Below are 20,392 nucleotides of genomic sequence, written 5' to 3' on the forward strand. Positions count from 1 at the left end.
TATGAACCTTTTTTCTTGTGAACCCCTAGTTTACAAGAAATCAATATAAAAAATATGGGTTGTAGCAGTTGTTCAACTGGTAAAGACGGACAACCAAAAGGCTGTAAGAATAATGGTACTTGCGGAACAGATGGTTGTAATAAATTAACGGTTTTTGATTGGCTCTCGAATATGTCACTTCCAAATGGTGAAAAACCATTTGATTGCATTGAGGTCCGATTTAAAAATAGTAGAAAAGAGTTTTTTAGAAATTCAGAAAATTTATCTCTTTCAATTGGTGATGTTGTAGCTACACAAGCACAATCTGGCCATGATATTGGTATGGTTACTTTAACCGGTGAACTTGTAAAAGTTCAAATGAAAAAGAAAAACGAAGATTATACCAATGAAGAATTACCAAAAGTCTATAGAAAAGCGTCTCAGAAAGATATCGATATTTGGCAAAAGTGTAGAGATCGTGAAGCAGAAATTCAAAAGCGTTCTAGAGAATTAGCCATTGCATTAAACCTTCAGATGAAACTTTCAGATGTGGAATTTCAAGGGGACGGTTCTAAGGCAACTTTTTATTACACAGCCGAAGAACGTGTAGATTTTCGACAGTTAATTAAAGATATGGCCAAAGCATTTGGTATTCGTATTGAAATGCGCCAAATTGGTTACCGTCAAGAAGCACAGCGTTTAGGGGGTATTGGCTCTTGTGGTCGTGAACTTTGTTGTTCTACATGGCTTACAGATTTTAGATCGGTAAGCACCTCAGCGGCACGTTACCAACAGTTATCGTTAAATCCGCAAAAATTAGCGGGTCAATGTGGAAAACTTAAATGTTGTTTAAATTATGAACTAGATGTTTATTTAGATGCATTAAAAGATTTTCCTGCTTCAGACACAAAAATTATTACCGAAAAAGGAGTGGCTCTTTGTCAAAAGGTAGATATTTTTAAAGCCACACTATGGTTTTGTTATAAAGACGATTGGGCCAATTGGCATGCCCTTTCCAAAGAGCAAGTGAATATTTTACTTGAAAAAAACAAAAAGAACGAAAAAATTAGTGGTTTAGAAGAGTATGCTATTTTACCTTCTGAAGAGAAAGAAAAAGAAAAAGTTTTTGAAAATGTTGTAGGCCAAGACAGTCTTACCCGATTTGATAGACCAAAACAAAGCAAAAATAATCGCAATAAAAAAAGAAAACCCAATCCAAACGGCAATCCTAATGCGAACAATGAAGGTCAAAAAGGTAGAAACAACGAACAGCAAAAAGTAAAACCTAACAGACCAAAAGCTAAAAAACCTCAAGCGCAAAACGAATCAGGTACGCCAGATAATCAGCAAAATAAAACGGCAAATAACCCGAAAAGAAACAATAAAAGAAGAAATAATAAAAAGAGACCAACAAATAATGGCTAAGTATATTTTATGTCTTTTCTCGCTTATGCTTTTAGCATCTTGCGACTCTTCAATAGTACAATCCGAGTACAAAACCACCTCATCTGGTAATTGGGAAAAAGACGCCATCATGGCGTTTACTATCGCAGAATTAGATACGGTACAACCTTATAATATTTTTATCAATCTTAGAAATAACGATTCCTACCTATACAGTAATATTTTCTTGATCGCCGAATTAGAATACCCAAATGGCGCATCAATAAAAGACACTTTGGAATATGAAATGACTTTGCCTGATGGACAATGGCTTGGAAAAGGTCATGGAAGTCTTAAAGAAAATAAGTTATGGTATAAGGAAAACATCGTTTTACCCGTAAAAGGCGTATATAATTTAAAGCTATCACATGCCATGCGAAAAAATGGCAAAGTAAGTGGGATAGTAGATTTAGAAGGCATCACTGATGTTGGGTATCAAATAGAAAAAAGCAATAAATAAGCTATGGCAACGGCTCCGAAAAAAAAACAAACAAACAATTTTTCTAAATTTATAAAGTGGTTTTGGATTTTATTTACAACAGGTATTTTAGCTGTTGTTTTTATATTCTTAGCCGCTTCATGGGGCTGGTTTGGCGAATTACCTACTTTTGAGCGCTTAGAAAATCCACAAACAAACTTAGCAACAGAAATTATTTCATCTGATGGTGAAACACTTGGTAAGTACTATTTAGATGACAACCGTACTCCAATACCTTTTGATGAATTACCAAAAAACTTAGTTGATGCCTTAGTAGCAACTGAAGATGCTCGTTATTTTGAGCATTCTGGTGTTGATGCTAGAGGTACCATAAGAGCATTTGCCTATTTAGGCTCTAAGGGTGGTGCCAGTACCATTTCGCAACAATTAGCAAAACAGTTATTTACGGGAACTGCCGCAAGAGGTTGGGAACGTTATACACAAAAAATAAAAGAGTGGGTTATTGCCACACGATTGGAGCGCCAGTATACCAAAGAAGAAATTATTGCCATGTATTTTAATATTTACGATTTTGGTAATAACGCAGATGGTATACGTTCTGCAGCTAAAATATATTTTAGTAAAGAACCAAAAGAGTTAAATGTTTCAGAATCCGCCATGTTGGTTGGTATGTTTAAAAACTCCTCTCTTTATAATCCTTTGCCTAAAAGAAATCCTGTAGGTACCAAAAACAGAAGAGATGTAGTTTTAGCACAAATGGCTAAATATGAATATATAGATGAAAAGTTAAAAGATTCGCTGCAAAAAACGCCATTAGCACTGCGTTATTCACCTGAATCTCATAGCGATGGATTGGCTACTTATTTTAGAATGCATTTACAAAAATTCTTAAACGACTGGATTAGCAAAAATCCAAAGCCCGCTTTGAAAGGTGAAAGAGATAAATGGAATATTTATTTAGACGGACTAAAAGTCTATACCACCATAGATTCGCGCATGCAAAAGAATGCAGAAGATGCTGTTAAGGAACACATGAAGCGCCTACAAGCTGAGTTTTTTAATCAGAATACACCAGACAGAAATAAAACAGCTCCTTTTTTAGATATTTCTTCTGATGAAATTAATGGAATCTTAGAACGTGCTATGAAAGTTTCTGATCGTTGGCGAATCATGAAAAGTAATGGTAAATCTGAAAAAGAAATTAGAGCTTCCTTTAAAAAACCAACACCGATGGTTGTTTTTGACTGGAATAGCGTAGGAAATGAGAAAGATACCTTAATGACACCGCTAGATTCTATCCGTTATTATAAATCGTTTTTAAGAACCGCAATGATGTCTATGGAACCGCAAACAGGTCATGTAAAAGCATGGGTTGGTGGGCTTAATTATAAACATTTTCAATATGATAATGTGATACAAGGGGCAAGACAAGCTGGTTCTACTTTTAAACCTTTTGTTTACGCTGCGGCTATAGATCAATTACGATTATCTCCTTGCGATCAATTTCCTGACGACGAATATTGTATTGAACCTGGTAAACATGGAAATATTGACGCTTGGTGCCCTAAAAACTCGGATGGTAAATTTTCTTTAAAAAACATGTCGTTAAAACAAGCATTGGCAGGGTCTGTAAACTCTGTAACTGCTCAGTTAATGGATAAAGTAGGTCCAAGAACTGTGGTAAATATGGCCAAAAACATGGGTATTAGTGCAGAAATTCCAGAAGTGCCATCAATTGCTTTAGGTACTCCTGATGTGAATGTTTATGAAATGGTAGGCGCATTTGGAACGTTTGCAAATGAAGGAGTTTATGTAAAACCAGTTTTAGTTACTCGTATAGAAGATAAAAACGGAACAGTATTATATGAATATGTGCCAGAAACCAAAGATGTTTTAAGTAAAGATGTGGCCTTTGCTATGGTAGATTTATTACGAGGTGTTGTAGAAGGTGGATCCGGAGGAAGATTAAGGGGTAGTTATAATAAAAACAATTATTTGTATAAAGAAATCATAACAGGGTATCCTTACAACTTAAATAATCCTATTGCTGGTAAAACAGGTACTACACAAAACAATAGTGATGGTTGGTTTATGGGAATGGTACCTAATTTGGTAACCGGAGTTTGGGTAGGTGGCGAGGAACGTGCTACTCACTTTAAAAGTATAGCATACGGACAAGGAGCCTCTATGGCCTTACCTATTTGGGGACTATACATGACCAAAAATTATGCGAATAAGGAAATTGGTGTATCTGATGGCAATTTTAAAAGTCCGGCTAACATGTCTATCAATTTAGATTGTTCAAAAGTTCGTGAGGAAGATAGAGCAAATAGTAAACCTGCTGAAGACGATTTAGACGATATAGATTTTTAATACCTTTAGCAAGAAAATTTTAAAAAGCCCTTCTCTTTTCATGAAAAAGTTAAGGGCTTTTTCCTTTTTAATCGGTAATTTAGAGGCATATCAAATTTATTATAATACAATGATTAGAAAAACAGTATCAAATGTACAAGAAGCCTTGAAAGGCGTTAATGACGGTATGACTTTTATGCTTGGCGGTTTTGGACTATGTGGTATTCCTGAAAATGCGATAGCACATTTAGTAACGCTAGGAGTAAAAAATATAACATGTATTTCTAACAATGCTGGCGTTGATGATTTTGGCCTTGGCTTATTATTACAAAAGCGTCAAATAAAAAAAATGATATCATCTTATGTGGGTGAAAATGATGAATTTGAACGACAAATGCTCAGTGGTGAATTAGATGTGGAATTAACTCCCCAAGGAACATTAGCCGAAAAATGTAGAGCAGCACAATCAGGTTTTCCGGCTTTCTTTACTCCTGCCGGATACGGAACTGAAGTTGCTGAAGGAAAAGAAACGCGAGAATTTAATGGTAAAATGTATGTGTTAGAAGAAGCCTATAAAGCTGATTTTTCTTTTGTTAAAGCTTGGAAAGGTGACGAGGCAGGAAATTTAATTTTTAAAGGTACCGCACGTAACTTTAATCCATGTATGTGTGGCGCAGCTAAAATAACGGTAGCTGAGGTAGAAGAATTGGTTCCTGCTGGTGAATTAAACCCAAATGAAATACACGTGCCTGGAATATTTGTACAGCGTATTTTTCAAGGAAAGAACTACGAGAAAAGAATTGAGCAACGCACGACTAGAAAAAAGAATTAATTAATTTGAAAATGATATGATTTGAAGATGCTGAAACCTGAATAAAAATGAGGAACGATAAAGAAAATTTAATAGTTAAATTATCATTTGAATTAGCCCTTGAAGTCGTTTCATTTTCTGAAAAAGTAAGAGCAAATAATCGATTTGAAATGGCTTCACAGATTTTTAGAAGTGGAACATCAATAGGTGCAAATATTAGAGAAGCTCAAAATGCAGAAAGTAAAAGAGATTTTATTCATAAGTTTAAAATTTCAGCGAAAGAAGCAGATGAACTCCAGTATTGGTTAGAATTATGCAAATCTTCAGAACATTATCCAAATCCAGAAGAAAAGCTTATTAAAAAATTAAATTCTATAATTTTAATTATTGCCAAGATTATTTCGACAAGTAAAAAAGTTCACGTATAAAATCTTCAAATTAATTCATTTTCAAATTTTCAAATAAAAAAATGTTAGACAAAACAGGTATAGCGAAACGAATCGCAAAAGAAGTAAAAGATGGTTACTATGTAAACCTAGGAATCGGGATTCCTACATTAGTGGCTAATTATGTTCGAGATGATATTAGTGTTGAATTCCAAAGTGAAAATGGAGTGTTAGGTATGGGTCCATTTCCTATTGATGGTGAAGAAGATGCCGATATTATCAATGCTGGAAAACAAACCATAACTACATTGCCTGGAGCCTCTTTTTTTGACTCCGCAACGAGTTTTGGCATGATTAGAGGTCAACATGTGGATCTTACTATTTTAGGCGCTATGGAGGTCTCTGAGAACGGCGATATAGCCAACTGGAAAATACCCGGTAAAATGGTAAAAGGTATGGGTGGTGCAATGGATCTTGTAGCTTCGGCAGAAAATATTATTGTGGCCATGATGCATACAAACAGAGAAGGAGAATCTAAATTATTAAAAAAATGTAGCCTCCCTTTAACAGGTGTGGGTTGTGTAAAAAAAATAGTTACAAATTTAGCAGTGCTTGAAGTTACTAAAGATGGCTTTAAACTGTTAGAACGCGCTCCTGGAATAACTATAGAACAAATAAAAGAAGCCACTGAAGGGACCTTAATTATCGATGGAAATATTCCTGAAATGCAACTTTAATTTCATAGCATATATGAACTATAACCTTCGCAACTATTTTTGATTATTTCACAACAATATTTATAATAATCAAACGTTTTTTATTAAGTTTACGGAACAAGTAAAATAAACCCCAAGTTTAATTTTCAAAACAACCTCTTATCTATGGAAGCACAAATTAGCCATTCTTCAACTCAAGAAGAAATTCAAGTGTACAGAAACAATTTTTTAAGCGGAATTATTAGACTAGCTCAAAAGCTTTTCATGTTATAAATTCCGACTCTAAAATTTAAAAAAGAGCGATAAATTAATTTATCGCTCTTTTTTTATGCCTTATTATAACTTTAATTTTTTTAGAAAATTAGCTTTGTATAATCTGCCAATTGGAATTTTCTGATTATTAATAACTAATACATTTCCAGTAATTTTATTTACATAATTGCAGTTAATAATATATGATTTGTGTACTTGAATAAAGTGTGCCTCTGGCAGTTTGACTAGCCAATTCTTTAACGAATCAATATATGTAAAAGTGCCTTTTGCTGTTTTTAACGTAACGTAATTCTTATCAGATTCTATGTATTGAATATCATTTACAGCTATTCTATGAAGTGTTTTATCAATGTTTAAAAAAACCAGTTCTTCTTGCTCATTAATTACACTACTATTTTTTGCTTTATATTCCTCTCGCTTAATTTTATTTACAGCCTTTAAAAAACGTTCAAACGAAAAAGGTTTTACCAAATAATCACAAATGGTATCTAACTCAAAGCTTTCAACAGCATGTTCATGATATGCTGTAGTAATGATAATTTTTGGTGGATTTGATAGTGTTTTTACATACTGAATACCTGAAATATCGGATAAATTAATATCTAGAAACAAAACATCAATTTGCTTTGTTTGCAATATTGTATTTGCCTCCAAGGCAGATTGGTAACTTCCAACAATAGTGCAATCTACTAATTTAGAAATATAATTATGTAGCACACGCTGTGCCGGTAATTCATCTTCTATAATAACACATTTCATTTTAATTCTATTGTTAAGCTTACTTTATAACTGTTGAGTTGTTCTATATTCATGCTAAACTTATTTCTATACAAAAGCTTTAATCTTTTGTTTAAGTTCTGTAATCCAATTTTTGGGCGTAATTCTTCTTGGGTTGTAATCTTATAATCATTCTCGCAAATACAATACAAAACATTGCCACTCACCTTTATAGAAATGTGTATTGTGCATTTGGCACTGCTATGCTTAAATGCATTTTCTATTAAGGTTATTAATAACAAAGGAGCAATTTCATGATCGCTGCTATCAATGTCTTTTGTGTATATAATTGATTTAAGGTTTTCGGTTCGTATTTTTTGAAATGCCAGGTAGTTGTCTATATAATCCAGTTCTTTTTCTAAGGAAATTTTATCCGCTGCGCTTTCATATAATACATGCTTTAAATTGTCAGAAAGCTTTAATATTAAGTCAGCCACTTCATTAGGCTTTTCTAATGCGTAGGCATATACCGTATTCAAATTGTTAAACAACACATGCGGATTTATCTGCGATTTTAAAAACTGCAATTCCATTTCTATATGTTGTTTTTTTATAACTTCTATTTCATCTTGTTTTTCTAAATAAGAATATAACATCCACAGAAAAGAAAAAAATACAATAGGAACTAAGGTTTGCCACAAATAATCCGACAAACATTTCATAATAGAGCAACCACATTCAGCAAAATAGTTGCAATAGGCTTGGGTTCCTAAAAAAGCAATAAATCCTATGATTATAGCATACAAAAAATACCATTTACGCTTTACAAAGTATGGTAGTAGTATACCATTGTTGAAATAAACAATTCCAACCAGAATAAAAAAGTACTGCAGAAAAGGGTTTTCTTTCCAATAATAACTTGAAAAAACAAATAAAGAAACAAATACAAACAAGGCCCAAAAAAGCAAATGGATAAAAACCTTAGAAATATAATGCCTGTTAATTTTCATATACTCATAAAAGAGAAAAGTACTTAAAAACTATGATTTCCCCTAACTATTATATACTAACGAACCGTTTGACGGTACAAACAACATATTTGGCGCTTTTAAGCCATTTACGCCTTGTTTTGTGTTTTTTGCATGGTTATTATTGTTGTGTGTTGAATTGACTTCTCTAAGAGGCTGTTTTGCTATTATGTTTGATAATAAACTAAAATCAATTATAATGAAACAACTCCAATTTGCATTCGCTATTTTTTTTACTTTAACTGTTATGGTTAACGGCCAAGGACAAAACAATGAAACCTCAACTAAACTACTTGGTGAAATATCTAAAAATGATTTAACCAGTTTGCCCTATGCAACTTGGTTTACTACTGAATACGATGCTTATCTTCCAAACGCTAAAACTATTTCAGAAATTACCAACGAATTAAACCAGTACTCCATTCTGGTTTTTATGGGAACTTGGTGTGGCGATAGCAAAAAAGAAGTGCCAAGATTTTATAAACTTTTGGAAGCTGCCAATTATCCTATGCATCAATTAAAAGTAATTGCTGTGGATAATGAGCGTAGCAATTATAAAAAAAGTCCAACAGGGGAGGAAAAAGGCTTAAACATACACCGTGTACCTACATTTATTTTCTATAAAGATGGTAAAGAAGTAAACCGAATTATTGAACACCCTATTGAATCTTTAGAATTGGATATTAAAAACATTCTCACTTCAAATACCTACACTCCCAATTATTACGCCATTGAAATTTTGCAAAAACTGCTGAATGACCCTAATCAAACCCAATCACAAATAGCAGAACAATTAAAAACTATAGTTACAAGTGAAACCGTATTTAATGGTCTTGGGTATCTCTATTTAAATGATAAAGAGTTTAACAAGGCCATTACCGTCTTTACTATTAACAAGCTACTTTTTCCAAATAACTTTAATACTTACGATAGCCTAGCAGAGGCTTATGACAACTCCGGACAAAAAGATCTAGCTCTTAAGAACTACGAGTGGGCCTTTGCACTTATTCAGCAAAATCCAATTATAGTGCAATTGAAAAATAAGATAGAAAAGTTAAAGAATAACTAAAATGTAACCATGCATTTTATCGAATAAAAAAGCACTTCATGGCAAACAAATACTAGGTAGATTTTTTCAACTAATAAATACTCACTTTAACCAGTTTAATTCAATAGGCAATTAGTTTATTTGATATTGCACCATTGTTAATTTTTAATTTGGGGATTATGAGGAATATTTTACTCGTGAAAGAGATTTATTTTGAAGCATTTAAGAACTTGGGGAATTTCTTAATAAAAAACTATTTAAAGGTTTTTGCTTGGTTTTGTTTTGTATTAATTGCTGTTTCTGTATTTGCTTTTGTATTTAGAGTATCAACAGGATTTGCATTTCAATAAAAATAAATTTCTACAAAAATTAACCCCTATTGCTTAAACACAATAGGGGTTTTTTATTTTCTGAATAGTATAGTTTAATTAAACTTTATAGATTTAATTATTGCCTCTAACTCAAACATATTGTCTCTTTTCTGAGTGGCAGGTGCAAAGGTGAATCCTTCTACTATTAATTTTCTATTTTTAGCCTTATCGTTTATAATGTACAGAAGATATGGCCCTCCCATTGGATAGTCGCTCATTTCCCACAATCCTCTAACTTCTACAGCTTTTTGGCCACCAACTTCGGTAGGGTATACTTGTGGTGCTAAATACTTTTCAGTAATCATATGATTCTGCTTTCCGGCTATATCCTCTCCTGGTATATACACAGAACCAATAGAATCTCTCATGCGAATGATGTCTTTAACAAACGTTGTGTCTGTTTTAAAATAATCTTCAGGCATTGCATACACAATTACACTCATTTCACCTTTTGGTACTTGACGAGAATACCACACAAAATTTGGTTCTTGTCTGCCCACTTTGTAGGCTGAAGGAATATCTAATGTAATTCCAAAATTATCTGAAAGTACTTTTTCTTTATTTAAGGATCTTTGGAAACGCTTTTGTGCTTCCGTAATTTCTAAGCCTTTAAACGCATTAATAATCTCTGATGCACTTGCCTCTATATTTTTTATAATATCTTGAACATTAGTTCCTGAAATTACCGCAACCTTTTGTGGTTTTGCATACACATCGGTTTTAATAAGCGTTTTGCTCGTGCTGTCTTTGGTAATAAATAAAATTGATCTTGTATTTCTAATACTTCCCGTAAATACGGATTGCGGCATAAAATTTATGGTAAACAATGGTTCTTCCATGGTTAATCCAGCCACAGGCGCTGCAAAATACTCTCTTACTTTATCTCCAGCTTCTCCTTGCCAAAGTTGGTTATCCATAACAACGGCTAAGGAATTAATTGCTCCAATAGATTCTGGAAGATATTTAGCCTCCTTATCATCTTTACAAGAGTTATTTACAATTAAAACAAGTGTTAAAAGACCTAATAATTTTTTCATAATGGTGTACTTAGTTTAGGGTTGACAGTCGCACAAAACTAATTTCGTGCCTAACTTTATATTGTTACCACTAATACCGTTCCATTTTCGTAAATTTTCAACAGAAATTCCAGGATATTTTCTTGAAATTGTCCAAAGTGAATCTCCTTGTTGCACCGTATGCACTTTTGAAGCGCTAGCATTTGTCTTTGAAGTTGAGGCAACAGCACTATTATTTGAAGTACTTGGTGCGTTTTTAGTATAGATGGTTAAACGTTGACCCACCTTTAAATTATTACTTCGAAGGCCATTCCATCTTTTTATATCACTTACGCCCACATGGTACTTTTGAGCAATTTTTCCTAAGAAATCTCCACTTCTTACCTTATACCTAATTTGGTCTTTTGTATTTACAAATTGTGGTAACGGCTTTTCTTCTACTTTAAGCTCTTCTTCTACATGCGCATATATTGCTTCTTCGTTCGTTACAAATTTTCCAATAGCATCAATTGGCAAACGCAGTGCATAATTTTTATTTTCTACAAACGGAATAATATTTAGTTTATAAGATGGGTTTAACACCTCTAATTCTTCAACATCAACATTTACTAATTCTGAAATTTGTTTGAAGGTTATTAGTTTTTTTACATGGATAGTGTCGGTTTGAAAATAAGGGCGCTCTATATTTTTAGGCTGTAATCCGTGTTCCTTAGCGTACTCAAACAAATACATTGTTGCTAAAAACGCAGGAACATAACCTGCTGTTTCTCTTGGTAAGTTATTTCTAATATTCCAGTAATTCTTATGTCCGCCTGATCTTCTTATGGCTTTGTTTACATTACCTGGTCCAGAATTATAAGCAGCTAATGCTAAATCCCAATCTCCGAAAATATCATATAATTTAGATAAGTATTCGCAAGCGGCTTTGGTTGCTTTAATTGGATCACTACGCTCATCTACATAACTACTTACATCAAGATCGTACATTTTACCTGTTGGGTACATAAACTGCCATAAGCCTGTTGCGCCTACTCTAGATTTTGCTCTTGGGTTTAATGCAGATTCTACTATAGCTAAATATTTTAACTCTAACGGAATGTTGTAATTAGCCAGTTCTTGTTCGAACATTGGAAAGTAAAACTGACTTAACGTAAGCATGCGCTCCATAAGTCCTCTTTTTCTTTTCAAAAAAGACTGAATAACACTTTCTAAAGATGGGTTATATTCTACGTTAAAAGGTGTTTTCTGGTTTAATTTTTCCAATCGAATTTTTAAGGTTTCGGTATCTACCGTGCCTATAAAATTTTCGTCTATTTCAAGGTTAGTAACCTCATCATACATTTCATCAAAAAGTGAAGCGCTCTCCGCAAGTTCTTTTAACCAAAGGCTATCATATTTTGCAGCCAATGCATGATCTTCTAAATTGTATTTATCGTCTTTTTTAATCACCATGCTAGGGTTGTCTGTAGTGCCAACAGCTGCTACAGTAACCACATTGTGCTGCTTTTTCTTTTTAACTTTTATATGAGCAGTGGTGTCTAAAGGAATATCTTTAGCTTCGATTATTCTAATATTTTTCTCTGTTGGCGTGGTTTGGGCAAATGCACCAGCACAACCAATTATTAGAGAAAATACCGTGAGTTTTTTACTTAGATTATATATCATAACAAGACCTTTAATAGAAAGCAGTCGACGAAAATCGACTTTTTTTTACAAAAAATAAAATTTTTCACCTCTAAATTGACCTAAATATTAAAGGTCCGTTAATCGATAACGTCTTTGTAGTTAAAGTATTGCAGCTATCCCAGGCAAAGTTTTACCCTCTAAACTTTCCAACATTGCACCACCTCCAGTAGACACATAACTTACCTTATCTTCAAAGCCGAATTGTTTTACCGCGGCTACAGAATCGCCACCACCAACTAATGAAAATGCACCGTTTTTTGTGGCTTCATCAATATAATTTCCAATGGCAATAGTCCCTTTTGCAAAAGTTGGCATTTCAAAAACACCAATAGGTCCGTTCCAAAGTATGGTTTTAGATTTTAAAATAACTTCTTTGAAATTTTCTAAAGTCTTTGGTCCGGCATCAAGCCCTTGCCAACCATCTGGAATATCAGTTACAGGAACTACTTTCGTATTTGCATTGTTATCAAAAGCATCAGCAGCCAAAACATCCACAGGTATATGAACTTGAACCCCTTTTGCCTTAGCTAGTTTTAATATTTCTAATGCCAATTCTTGTTTGTCATCTTCACAGATAGAATCGCCAACTTTTCCTCCTTGTGCTTTTATAAAAGTATAAGTCATTCCACCACCAATGATTAAATGATCTACTTTATCAAGTATGTTTTCAATAATGGTGATTTTAGAAGATACTTTTGATCCTCCTAAAATTGCAGTTACAGGCTTTTCACCCGTAGCCATTACTTTATCTATAGCTTCAATTTCTTTGGCCAATAAATAACCGAAACATTTGTTTTCTGGGAAAAAATCTGCCACTATAGTGGTAGAAGCATGTGCTCTATGTGCGGTACCAAAAGCATCGTTAACATAAATATCGCCTAATTTAGATAGTTGCTCAGAAAAAGCCTTATCGCCGTTCTCTTCTTCAGCATGAAAACGTAAATTCTCTAGCAATAAAATTTCGCCGCTTTTTAAATTTGCAGCAGCTGTTTCTGCTTTTTCACCAACACAATCTTCTGCAAATTTTACACTTACTCCAATAATTTCCGAAACTTTATCTGCAATATGCTTTAAAGACATTTTAGCATTTACTTTACCATCTGGTCTTCCTAAGTGGCTCATTAGAATTGCACTACCGCCATCTTCTAAGATTTTTATAATTGTTGGTTTTGCCGCCTCAATTCTACTAGCATCAGAAACCTTTAAGTCTCCGTCTAATGGCACGTTAAAATCTACACGTATTAATGCTTTTTTGCCTTTGAAATTAAAATTGTCTACAGTTTTCATTTTGAATGATTATTTGAATAGCCGCAAATGTAAAAATTAATAGCTATCCTAAATAATTCAAAGGTGCTAATTATGTGCGATTTAACAATATTGTTTTTTATTCCAGAAAGTTTTAAGAATTCTGAAGCGTAAATCGTACGGTACACAAAAAATAAGTGCCATTTTAGCTCGAAAGCAATACGTTTAAATGCATTATATTTGGCGTATGTTATTTGATTCAATTCTTGGTTTAGCTCACATAAAAAACCATTTAGTTTCTAGTGCAGATGCAGGTCGGATTCCGCATGCACAATTGTTTATTGGCTCCGAAGGAAGTGGAACATTACCTATGGCCATCGCCTATGCGCAATACATACTCTGCTCTACTTCCGATGAAAAAAATGAACAGGCCATACAGGCTTGTAATTTAAAGTGTAATTCGCTTACACACCCCGATATGCATTTTGCTTACCCAGTGGCTAACTCCGATAAGGCAAAAAGTCATGCTGTAAGTGATAATTACATTGAAGATTTTAGATCTTTTGTAAAAGAACAACCCTATGGTAATTTGTTTGATTGGTATCGATTAATTGATATTGAAAAAAAGCAGGGTCAGATTGGTGTGGATGAAGCACAGGAAATAGTTAAAAAACTCGCCTTAAAATCATACGAAGGAGGATATAAAATTTGTATTATTTGGATGGCGGATAAAATGAACTCTTCTGCCTCTAATAAATTGCTAAAATTAATTGAAGAGCCGCCTAGCAAAACCGTTTTTATACTTATTGCTGAAGATGAGGAGCAGATTATACAAACCATACGATCTAGGTGCCAAGTTTTGCATTTTCCTCCATTAGCCGAAAATGATATTGCAGACGGATTAATAGCAAAAGGTATCGCCAAAGAACAAGCTTTGAGAATAGCACATGAAGCCAATGGAAATTATAACAAAGCTTTAGATTTAATTAATAACGATTCTGAAGATTTAGTTTTTGAAAAATGGTTTGTGCATTGGGTACGTAGTGCCTTTAAAGCCAAAGGAAATAAAGCAGCCATTCACGATTTAATTTCATGGAGTGCGGAACTTGCCAAAACAGGTAGAGAAACACAGAAAAAATTTATTTTATACTGTATTGCCATTATGCGCCAAGCATTGCTTATTAACTACAATGTGCACGAGCTGGCCTTTATGAAAATTCATATGGATGGTTTTGACCTGAATAAATTTGCTCCTTTTGTTCACGAAAACAATATTCAAGAGATTGTTGAAGAATTAGAACGCGCTAGTTATCATATTGAAAGAAACGGTAATGCCAAAATTATTTTTACTGATTTATCTATAAAACTTACTCGATTATTACATAAAAAAGCTACTGTAGCTTAACCCCAAAAAACGATACGTATGAAACCATTTTTAAACAATGCTACCGAGATTATTTTACTGCTTTTTTTAATCATTACTTTTCTGCAAAGTGGCATAGACAAGCTTGTAGACTGGAAAGGTAATTTATCTTGGCTAAAAGAGCATTTTTCTAAAAGTCCATTAAAAAACATGGTTCCAATGCTGTTGGTAATACTACTAATCATGGAAATGATTGCAGCATTTTTATCTATAGGAGGTATTTATCAAATTTTGGCTCACAACAAAACGCAATTTGCTTTTTATGGAGCATTATTTTCATGCATATCATTATTAATGCTGCTATTTGGACAGCGCATGGCTAAAGATTACGAAGGAGCAAAAACCATTGCCATCTATTTTATACCTGCCATGTTTTTACTTTTTTTACTGCAATAAATTTGATTTATCCGCATAAAAAAAGCCTCAAATACTTGAGGCTTTTTTTTATCGTGATCTAAGAATTACTTCTTGTACTTATCGTTTAAAACTTTAAGAATTGGAGCAGTCACATCTTGACTTTCTGCTCCATAAAGAACGCTACCACCATCGCCACCGCCTAAAATATAGGTGTAACCGTTAGCTTTACCGTAAGCTTTAATTTCTCTTTTTACTTTACTGATAATGCTATCCATTTCAGTTTGGCTTTGCATTTGCAATTGCTGTTCTTGTTGTTGTAATTGTTGACCAATAAATTGACCTTCTTGTTGCAACTGTCCGTACTCTTCTTGCGCTTGCGCTTGTGGCATTTTCTGAGCCTTTGCTTGGAACGCTTGAAGTCTCATTTGAAAAGTTTGAGAAATACTATCTCTTTTTTGAGTTAAAGCATCTGCTTTTACTTTAAGTTTTGCTTCAACATCTACTTTTTCTTGATAATCATCCATTAGTTTTTGATTATCAACAAAACCAATTTTACTTTCTTGGCAAGCAAAAACACTTAGTATTGCTAAAGCCATTACTATTTTTTTCATCTTTTGTTTTTAATAATGTTGCGCAAAAATAGAAAAGGTTTTGGATTATTTGTCAAAAGTTACTGTTAAACACATTTTCTAAACGATCAAAGCAGAGGTTTACCAGATGATAATGCCTATTTACCCTAATACATCTTGTATTTCAGGAGTTTTGTCAAAAACGGCTTTTGCATAAGTGCACATGGGTTTTATTTTACTTTTACTTTTTCTAGCAAATTCAGCTATATGTAACACCAGTTTTTTGCCTATACCTTGTCCTCCAAATTCAGAATGTACTTCGGTATGAAGAATAGTTAATTTTTGTGGTCCACTCCAAGAGTACGTAATATGGCCTACTTCTGTTTCGTTTATAAAAGCAGTAAATTTTCCGGCTGTATTTTTTTCTGATTGTATAATTTTCATTTAAAGGCTATTTAGCTATAATACTCAAGGCTTTTGAAGGGCATTTTGCAACTTGCTTTATAATTTCGGAAGTTTCGGCATTATTAATTTTTATCCAAGGGCGCTCTTTAGGATGATAAACTTGCGGCAACATTTTTACACAAACACCCGAGTGAATACAAATGCCAGGTTGCCATAAAACTGTAATTTCTCCATTGGAATATTCTTTATTTTCCATGTGCTACTATTTTAATAATTTTTCAATTCTTTTATCCGGTATTAACCAAACTATGGCTACCGCTATGTACAGTATAATGCTAATTAAAGGGATAAAGAACGATATGATTACCCCTATTAAATACACTAAAATTGAAGCATTTCCTTTATAATCTTTTTGATAAGCAATTGCTAAAACAGATTCCGTTCCATTTGCCTTGATAACCGAATTACTTAAAATTTTAAAGGCTATTGCCGCCATCATTAAAACCAAACCATATAACGCTACCGGATTATTTTCAAAATGGTTTTCCCCCATCCAACCGGTAACAAAAGGAAACAAAGACAACCAAAATAGTAGGTGTAAATTTGCCCATAAAACCTTACCATTTACTTTTTCTGTAGCCTGCATTAAATGGTGGTGATTATTCCAATAAATACCCACATATACAAAGCTGCCTAAATAGGTTAAAAATACAGGGAAAATTGGTGCTAAAGTTGAAAATTCCGCTCCTTCAGGAACTTTCATTTCTAACACCATAATGGTAATAATTATTGCTAAAACACCATCGCTAAATGCTTCTAATCTATTGGTTGTCATGGCTTTTGATTTTGTTATTCTAAATATCCGAATTTTCCATTATTAAAATCGTTAAAAGCATCTATTAATTCTTGCTTTGTGTTCATTACAAACGGACCATGTGCTGCAATAGGTTCATTTAAAGGCTCGCCACTTAAAACCAAAACAATAGCATCATCCGTTGCTTCAATTTCAAAATGCTCCCCAGTATTCTCAAATAACGCTAAATGGTCTGTAGGCACTTTTTCTAAGCCGTTTACTGTGATGCTGCCCTCTATAACTAAAAGTGTTGTGTTATACGTGTTAGGGAAGCTAAAATCTGCCTTTGCGCCTGTTTTTAATTTAGCATTCAGCATGTGTATTGGAGAAAACGTACTGGCAACGCCTTTTATATTTTTATACGCTCCAGCAATTACCTCTATTTCTCCACCATTGTTTGCTATAGGATATTTTTTTATGGTTTTATTCTGAATTGCCTGATATTTTGGTGCTGACATTTTATCTTTTGCTGGTAAGTTTACCCACAATTGCACCATCTGAAAAATTCCGCCAGCTTTGCTAAAATTTTCTTCGTGGTATTCTTTATGCAATACTCCAGATGCGGCCGTCATCCATTGAATGTCGCCTTCACCAATAACGCCACCTCCACCACTACTATCGTGGTGTGCAACCTTGCCTTTGTAGGCAATAGTTACAGTTTCAAAACCTCTATGCGGATGTACACCTACTCCTTTTGGTTCTTTACTTGGTGGAAAATTATATTTTGAGTTATAATCCAGCATTATAAAGGGATCCATGCGTTTCATGTCTAATCTAAAACCGCTCGGTATAAAATTATGAACTCTAAACCCGTCGCCCACAAAATGCGGTTCTTTTGGTGCTACCACTAGCTCTACTTTTTTTGTAATCATAACCTTGATTTTTATACTAACAAATTTAGTTATGCTTTAAAAGCTGTGCATTGATGTATGGTAAGAAGTTACTTTTTGTGTTTGGTCGCCAGTTCTTTTCTAACCCGACTTAAACTTTCTGGCGTTATCCCTAAATAAGAAGCAATTAATGTTTGGGGCACTCGCAATAACAGATTGGGGTATACTTTTATAAAATCTAAATACCGTTCTTCGGCAGTAGCGCTTAAAAGTAGTTCTATTCTCTTCTGCAAGCTTCTAATATGGTTGTGTAAAAGTTTGTTGTTAAACTCTTCGAACGAATTGTTTTGTTCTGAAATTTTTTCGACAAAATTTTTCTCTAAAACCAGCACTTCAGAATCTTCAAGAGCATCTATATAATATTTCGACGGTTGGTTAAAATACACACTTTCACGATCAGTAATAAACCAATTTTCGGGTGCAAATTGTAACACATTTTCTTTCCCTTTTTTATCGATAGAAAAATAGCGTAACAAGCCTTTTTCCACAAAAAAAGTATGTTGGCAAATATCGCCTTGTTTTAAAAGCTGTTCGCCCTTTTTTACTTTTCTAATTTTTAAAGTACTTACATAGGCGCTAACTGCACTCTTTTCAATTGGAATGTTAGATTCTAAAAAACGAATTAGGGTATTTTCGGCCATGGTTGTTTTTTAAGAGCAGAGGAATTGTTATAGTTAATTACCCATTTAAAGGTAGTGCTTGAAGTTGTATTATGAGCTATTTGTATTATTAGTTCTTATTTTCAACTTACTAGTTTTGTTCACCATTTTACATCCCCCGCCTTTCAGGCACCCCCTTGTAAGGGGGAATTTATACGTTAACAATTATCCCCTTGAGGGGATTATAGGGGTGTTTTACGCATGGTTATTATTCACTATTTTTCATATTATACTAACTTACTGTTGCCGGCACGAACGTGACGCTCGCGCTAGCGGTTTTTTTTCATAGTTCTTATTATATTTTTTCTGTTTTTTCAAAAATGTGTAATTGATTTCCTTGGTCTAAGACATAAATATTATTATGATTTACTTGGAAATCTTTAAAACCTCCTTTTTGATTTTCTACTTTGGTTACCCAAAGTAATTCTAGGGTATTGTAATCTAATACTCCAATATGTGTTCCGCTTAAATAGTCTTGGTTGGCTGTAAAGTATATCTTATTTTCTAGCACTTTCCAAAAACCAATTTTTAAGTTTTGATTGTATAAGCTTTCTATTCTTTGGCTACGCAAAACTTTTCCTGTTATTGCATCTATTTCTACTAAAGGGCTATCAAGAGCTTGTGTGCCAATACCACTATATATACTTAAAAGACTATTATCCTCTTCCAATAACTCTATAAACCAATCTGAGATTGGATATTGATGATCTAATTCAAAGATTACCTTACCTGATTCTATGTCTAGAGCAAGTAATCTGGTTTCATTTTTTTCATTACCCGCCCTATATAATGATACCCAAAGTTTATTTTCAACTACTCCTAATATTTTGCGTATTTCTCCGAAGTTTTCTAAGTTGGTTTCCCACTCGTATTTCCCTGTGAGTAGGGATAAAGATTTAATGTATTTTCTTTCGTTTTGTATTTGGATGTATTGATTTTTAAATCTATCGCCTGATCCGTAATATCTGTGTGGGAGTTCGTACAATTCCTTAAATGGAAATAATTGACAAATCAGATAATTACTTGAATACAAACCTGCACCTTCCCTTATTGAATTTTTAGAAGTAATAAAATTATTATCATAATAACCCATTCCAAAAAAAGTAGTAGGAATTGTTGTTTTAGAACCAGATACTAAATTAATTATGTCAGTGCTATCTTTGTGATTTAACCCGAAATAATCATCAAACGAAAAAAACCCATAATTTTCTCTATCAACTATTAATTTATCAGCATATAAATGATAATGGTTTTCATTTTTCTTATAAAATAATTTATCTGTAATTATTTTAAACTCTTCTATTCCTTTCTTGATGCCTGCGGATTTAAACATATTATTTTACTTTGATAAAGTTGTAAAAAGTGTTAATTATATTGCTACTTGTATCACTGATTAATGTACCAAAATCTAATCTTGAAGCACTTTGATATTGCCTATCATTTAAATTTGGATAATTTGCTCTCGGGAACAAATTCTCTCTTAGGGATATATTCCCCCAAATAGTATTAAAAATGGTTTCTCCTTTGAAGGTTAACGTATTTGTACTTGAATTATAAAGCATTTGTTTAAACTTTTCTTTAAATGGTGTTGGATCTGGGCTATTGTTGTTCTTTTTTGAATCGAACCAATATCCCGCTCCGCAAAGTCTCCTGACTTTGAGGCTATTATGTTTAAATGTGCTAATACTTTTCATAATTTAAAAACGAATTTGGTTTTAAAGCATTT

At 33.4% G+C, this 20,392-nt stretch carries 23 protein-coding genes; 10 read left to right on the top strand and 13 right to left on the bottom strand.

Features of this window, described 5'->3' with window-relative positions; genetic code table 11:
- The first annotated feature begins 54 nt into the window (after nucleotides 1-54).
- From B8963_RS03955 to B8963_RS03980, 6 genes are all read left to right on the top strand, one after another.
- A complete protein-coding gene (locus tag B8963_RS03955) occupies nucleotides 55-1,404 on the top strand; it encodes a PSP1 domain-containing protein (RefSeq protein ID WP_084060109.1) in 1,350 nt (449 codons plus the stop codon).
- Entirely contained in the window at nucleotides 1,397-1,882 is a 486-nt protein-coding gene (locus B8963_RS03960; protein ID WP_084060112.1) for a gliding motility lipoprotein GldH, read from the top strand. Before B8963_RS03955 ends, B8963_RS03960 begins: the two co-directional genes overlap by 8 nt.
- A 3-nt stretch (nucleotides 1,883-1,885) precedes the next feature.
- Nucleotides 1,886-4,234 (top strand): penicillin-binding protein 1A, encoded by a 2,349-nt coding sequence (locus B8963_RS03965; RefSeq protein WP_084060113.1) that lies wholly within the window; start codon nucleotides 1,886-1,888, stop codon nucleotides 4,232-4,234.
- Between the two features lie 109 nt (nucleotides 4,235-4,343).
- Entirely contained in the window at nucleotides 4,344-5,045 is a 702-nt protein-coding gene (locus tag B8963_RS03970) for a CoA transferase subunit A (protein ID WP_084060718.1), read from the top strand.
- A 47-nt stretch (nucleotides 5,046-5,092) separates the two neighbouring features.
- Complete coding sequence (locus B8963_RS03975; protein WP_084060114.1) at nucleotides 5,093-5,452, top strand: four helix bundle protein; 360 nt, start codon at nucleotides 5,093-5,095, stop codon at nucleotides 5,450-5,452.
- Nucleotides 5,453-5,493: 41 nt separating this feature from the next.
- Nucleotides 5,494-6,147 carry a CoA transferase subunit B gene (locus B8963_RS03980; protein WP_084060115.1) on the top strand — a complete coding sequence of 218 codons (654 nt, stop codon included), beginning with the start codon at nucleotides 5,494-5,496 and terminating at the stop codon, nucleotides 6,145-6,147.
- 315 nt (nucleotides 6,148-6,462) lie between these two features.
- Here the strand turns inward: B8963_RS03980 and B8963_RS03985 are convergent, their stop codons facing one another.
- Together B8963_RS03985 and B8963_RS03990 are read right to left on the bottom strand one after the other, a co-directional pair.
- Entirely contained in the window at nucleotides 6,463-7,158 is a 696-nt protein-coding gene (locus B8963_RS03985) for a LytR/AlgR family response regulator transcription factor (protein ID WP_084060116.1), read from the bottom strand.
- Nucleotides 7,155-7,922 (bottom strand): sensor histidine kinase, encoded by a 768-nt coding sequence (locus B8963_RS03990; RefSeq protein WP_234989605.1) that lies wholly within the window; start codon nucleotides 7,920-7,922, stop codon nucleotides 7,155-7,157. The genes B8963_RS03985 and B8963_RS03990 overlap by 4 nt, the downstream gene beginning before the upstream one ends.
- Nucleotides 7,923-8,343: 421 nt before the next feature.
- Here B8963_RS03990 and B8963_RS03995 point away from each other — a divergent pair, with 421 nt between their 5' ends.
- Together B8963_RS03995 and B8963_RS16180 are read left to right on the top strand one after the other, a co-directional pair.
- Nucleotides 8,344-9,213 (top strand): thioredoxin domain-containing protein, encoded by an 870-nt coding sequence (locus B8963_RS03995; RefSeq protein WP_084060719.1) that lies wholly within the window; start codon nucleotides 8,344-8,346, stop codon nucleotides 9,211-9,213.
- A 158-nt stretch (nucleotides 9,214-9,371) separates the two neighbouring features.
- Nucleotides 9,372-9,542, top strand: a complete 171-nt coding sequence (locus tag B8963_RS16180) for a DUF6747 family protein (protein WP_317043687.1) — start codon at nucleotides 9,372-9,374, stop codon at nucleotides 9,540-9,542.
- A gap of 74 nt (nucleotides 9,543-9,616) precedes the next feature.
- On the opposite strand, the gene B8963_RS04000 is transcribed toward B8963_RS16180, so the two are convergent.
- The 3 genes from B8963_RS04000 to B8963_RS04010 form a co-directional block, all read right to left on the bottom strand.
- Complete coding sequence (locus B8963_RS04000) at nucleotides 9,617-10,600, bottom strand: DUF4837 family protein (protein ID WP_084060118.1); 984 nt, start codon at nucleotides 10,598-10,600, stop codon at nucleotides 9,617-9,619.
- A 15-nt stretch (nucleotides 10,601-10,615) separates the two neighbouring features.
- Nucleotides 10,616-12,244 (bottom strand): lytic transglycosylase domain-containing protein, encoded by a 1,629-nt coding sequence (locus B8963_RS04005; RefSeq protein WP_084060119.1) that lies wholly within the window; start codon nucleotides 12,242-12,244, stop codon nucleotides 10,616-10,618.
- A gap of 120 nt (nucleotides 12,245-12,364) precedes the next feature.
- Complete coding sequence (locus tag B8963_RS04010) at nucleotides 12,365-13,552, bottom strand: phosphoglycerate kinase (protein ID WP_084060120.1); 1,188 nt, start codon at nucleotides 13,550-13,552, stop codon at nucleotides 12,365-12,367.
- A gap of 205 nt (nucleotides 13,553-13,757) precedes the next feature.
- Between B8963_RS04010 and B8963_RS04020 the strand changes: the two genes are divergently transcribed.
- Both B8963_RS04020 and B8963_RS04025 read left to right on the top strand, forming a co-directional pair.
- Nucleotides 13,758-14,915 (top strand): DNA polymerase III subunit, encoded by a 1,158-nt coding sequence (locus tag B8963_RS04020; protein ID WP_084060122.1) that lies wholly within the window; start codon nucleotides 13,758-13,760, stop codon nucleotides 14,913-14,915.
- Between the two features lie 18 nt (nucleotides 14,916-14,933).
- Nucleotides 14,934-15,329 (top strand): DoxX family protein, encoded by a 396-nt coding sequence (locus tag B8963_RS04025; protein WP_084060123.1) that lies wholly within the window; start codon nucleotides 14,934-14,936, stop codon nucleotides 15,327-15,329.
- A 65-nt stretch (nucleotides 15,330-15,394) separates the two neighbouring features.
- Here the strand turns inward: B8963_RS04025 and B8963_RS04030 are convergent, their stop codons facing one another.
- The 8 genes from B8963_RS04030 to B8963_RS04065 all read right to left on the bottom strand — a co-directional run bounded on the left by B8963_RS04030 (nucleotide 15,395) and on the right by B8963_RS04065 (nucleotide 20,360).
- Nucleotides 15,395-15,901: an OmpH/Skp family outer membrane protein gene (locus B8963_RS04030; RefSeq protein WP_084060124.1), complete on the bottom strand. Its 507-nt coding sequence runs from the start codon at nucleotides 15,899-15,901 to the stop codon at nucleotides 15,395-15,397.
- Between the two features lie 120 nt (nucleotides 15,902-16,021).
- Nucleotides 16,022-16,303, bottom strand: coding sequence for a GNAT family N-acetyltransferase (locus tag B8963_RS04035; protein WP_084060125.1), 282 nt, complete (start codon nucleotides 16,301-16,303; stop codon nucleotides 16,022-16,024).
- Nucleotides 16,304-16,310: 7 nt separating this feature from the next.
- Nucleotides 16,311-16,520 (bottom strand): (4Fe-4S)-binding protein, encoded by a 210-nt coding sequence (locus tag B8963_RS04040; protein WP_084060126.1) that lies wholly within the window; start codon nucleotides 16,518-16,520, stop codon nucleotides 16,311-16,313.
- 6 nt (nucleotides 16,521-16,526) lie between these two features.
- Entirely contained in the window at nucleotides 16,527-17,099 is a 573-nt protein-coding gene (locus B8963_RS04045) for a TMEM175 family protein (protein ID WP_084060127.1), read from the bottom strand.
- Between the two features lie 14 nt (nucleotides 17,100-17,113).
- On the bottom strand, nucleotides 17,114-17,989 hold the full coding sequence (locus B8963_RS04050; RefSeq protein ID WP_084060128.1) for a pirin family protein: 876 nt from the start codon (nucleotides 17,987-17,989) through the stop codon (nucleotides 17,114-17,116).
- A 68-nt stretch (nucleotides 17,990-18,057) separates the two neighbouring features.
- Nucleotides 18,058-18,648, bottom strand: coding sequence for a Crp/Fnr family transcriptional regulator (locus tag B8963_RS04055; RefSeq protein WP_084060129.1), 591 nt, complete (start codon nucleotides 18,646-18,648; stop codon nucleotides 18,058-18,060).
- 313 nt (nucleotides 18,649-18,961) lie between these two features.
- The gene (locus B8963_RS04060; RefSeq protein WP_084060130.1) at nucleotides 18,962-19,999 is read right to left on the bottom strand and encodes a PQQ-binding-like beta-propeller repeat protein; all 1,038 of its coding nucleotides are present in this window, start codon (nucleotides 19,997-19,999) and stop codon (nucleotides 18,962-18,964) included.
- Nucleotide 20,000: 1 nt separating this feature from the next.
- Nucleotides 20,001-20,360, bottom strand: coding sequence for a hypothetical protein (locus B8963_RS04065; protein ID WP_084060131.1), 360 nt, complete (start codon nucleotides 20,358-20,360; stop codon nucleotides 20,001-20,003).
- Nucleotides 20,361-20,392: the final 32 nt, after the last annotated feature.

The organism is Cellulophaga tyrosinoxydans (genome assembly GCF_900176415.1).
In the GTDB taxonomy this organism is placed as follows: domain Bacteria; phylum Bacteroidota; class Bacteroidia; order Flavobacteriales; family Flavobacteriaceae; genus Cellulophaga; species Cellulophaga tyrosinoxydans.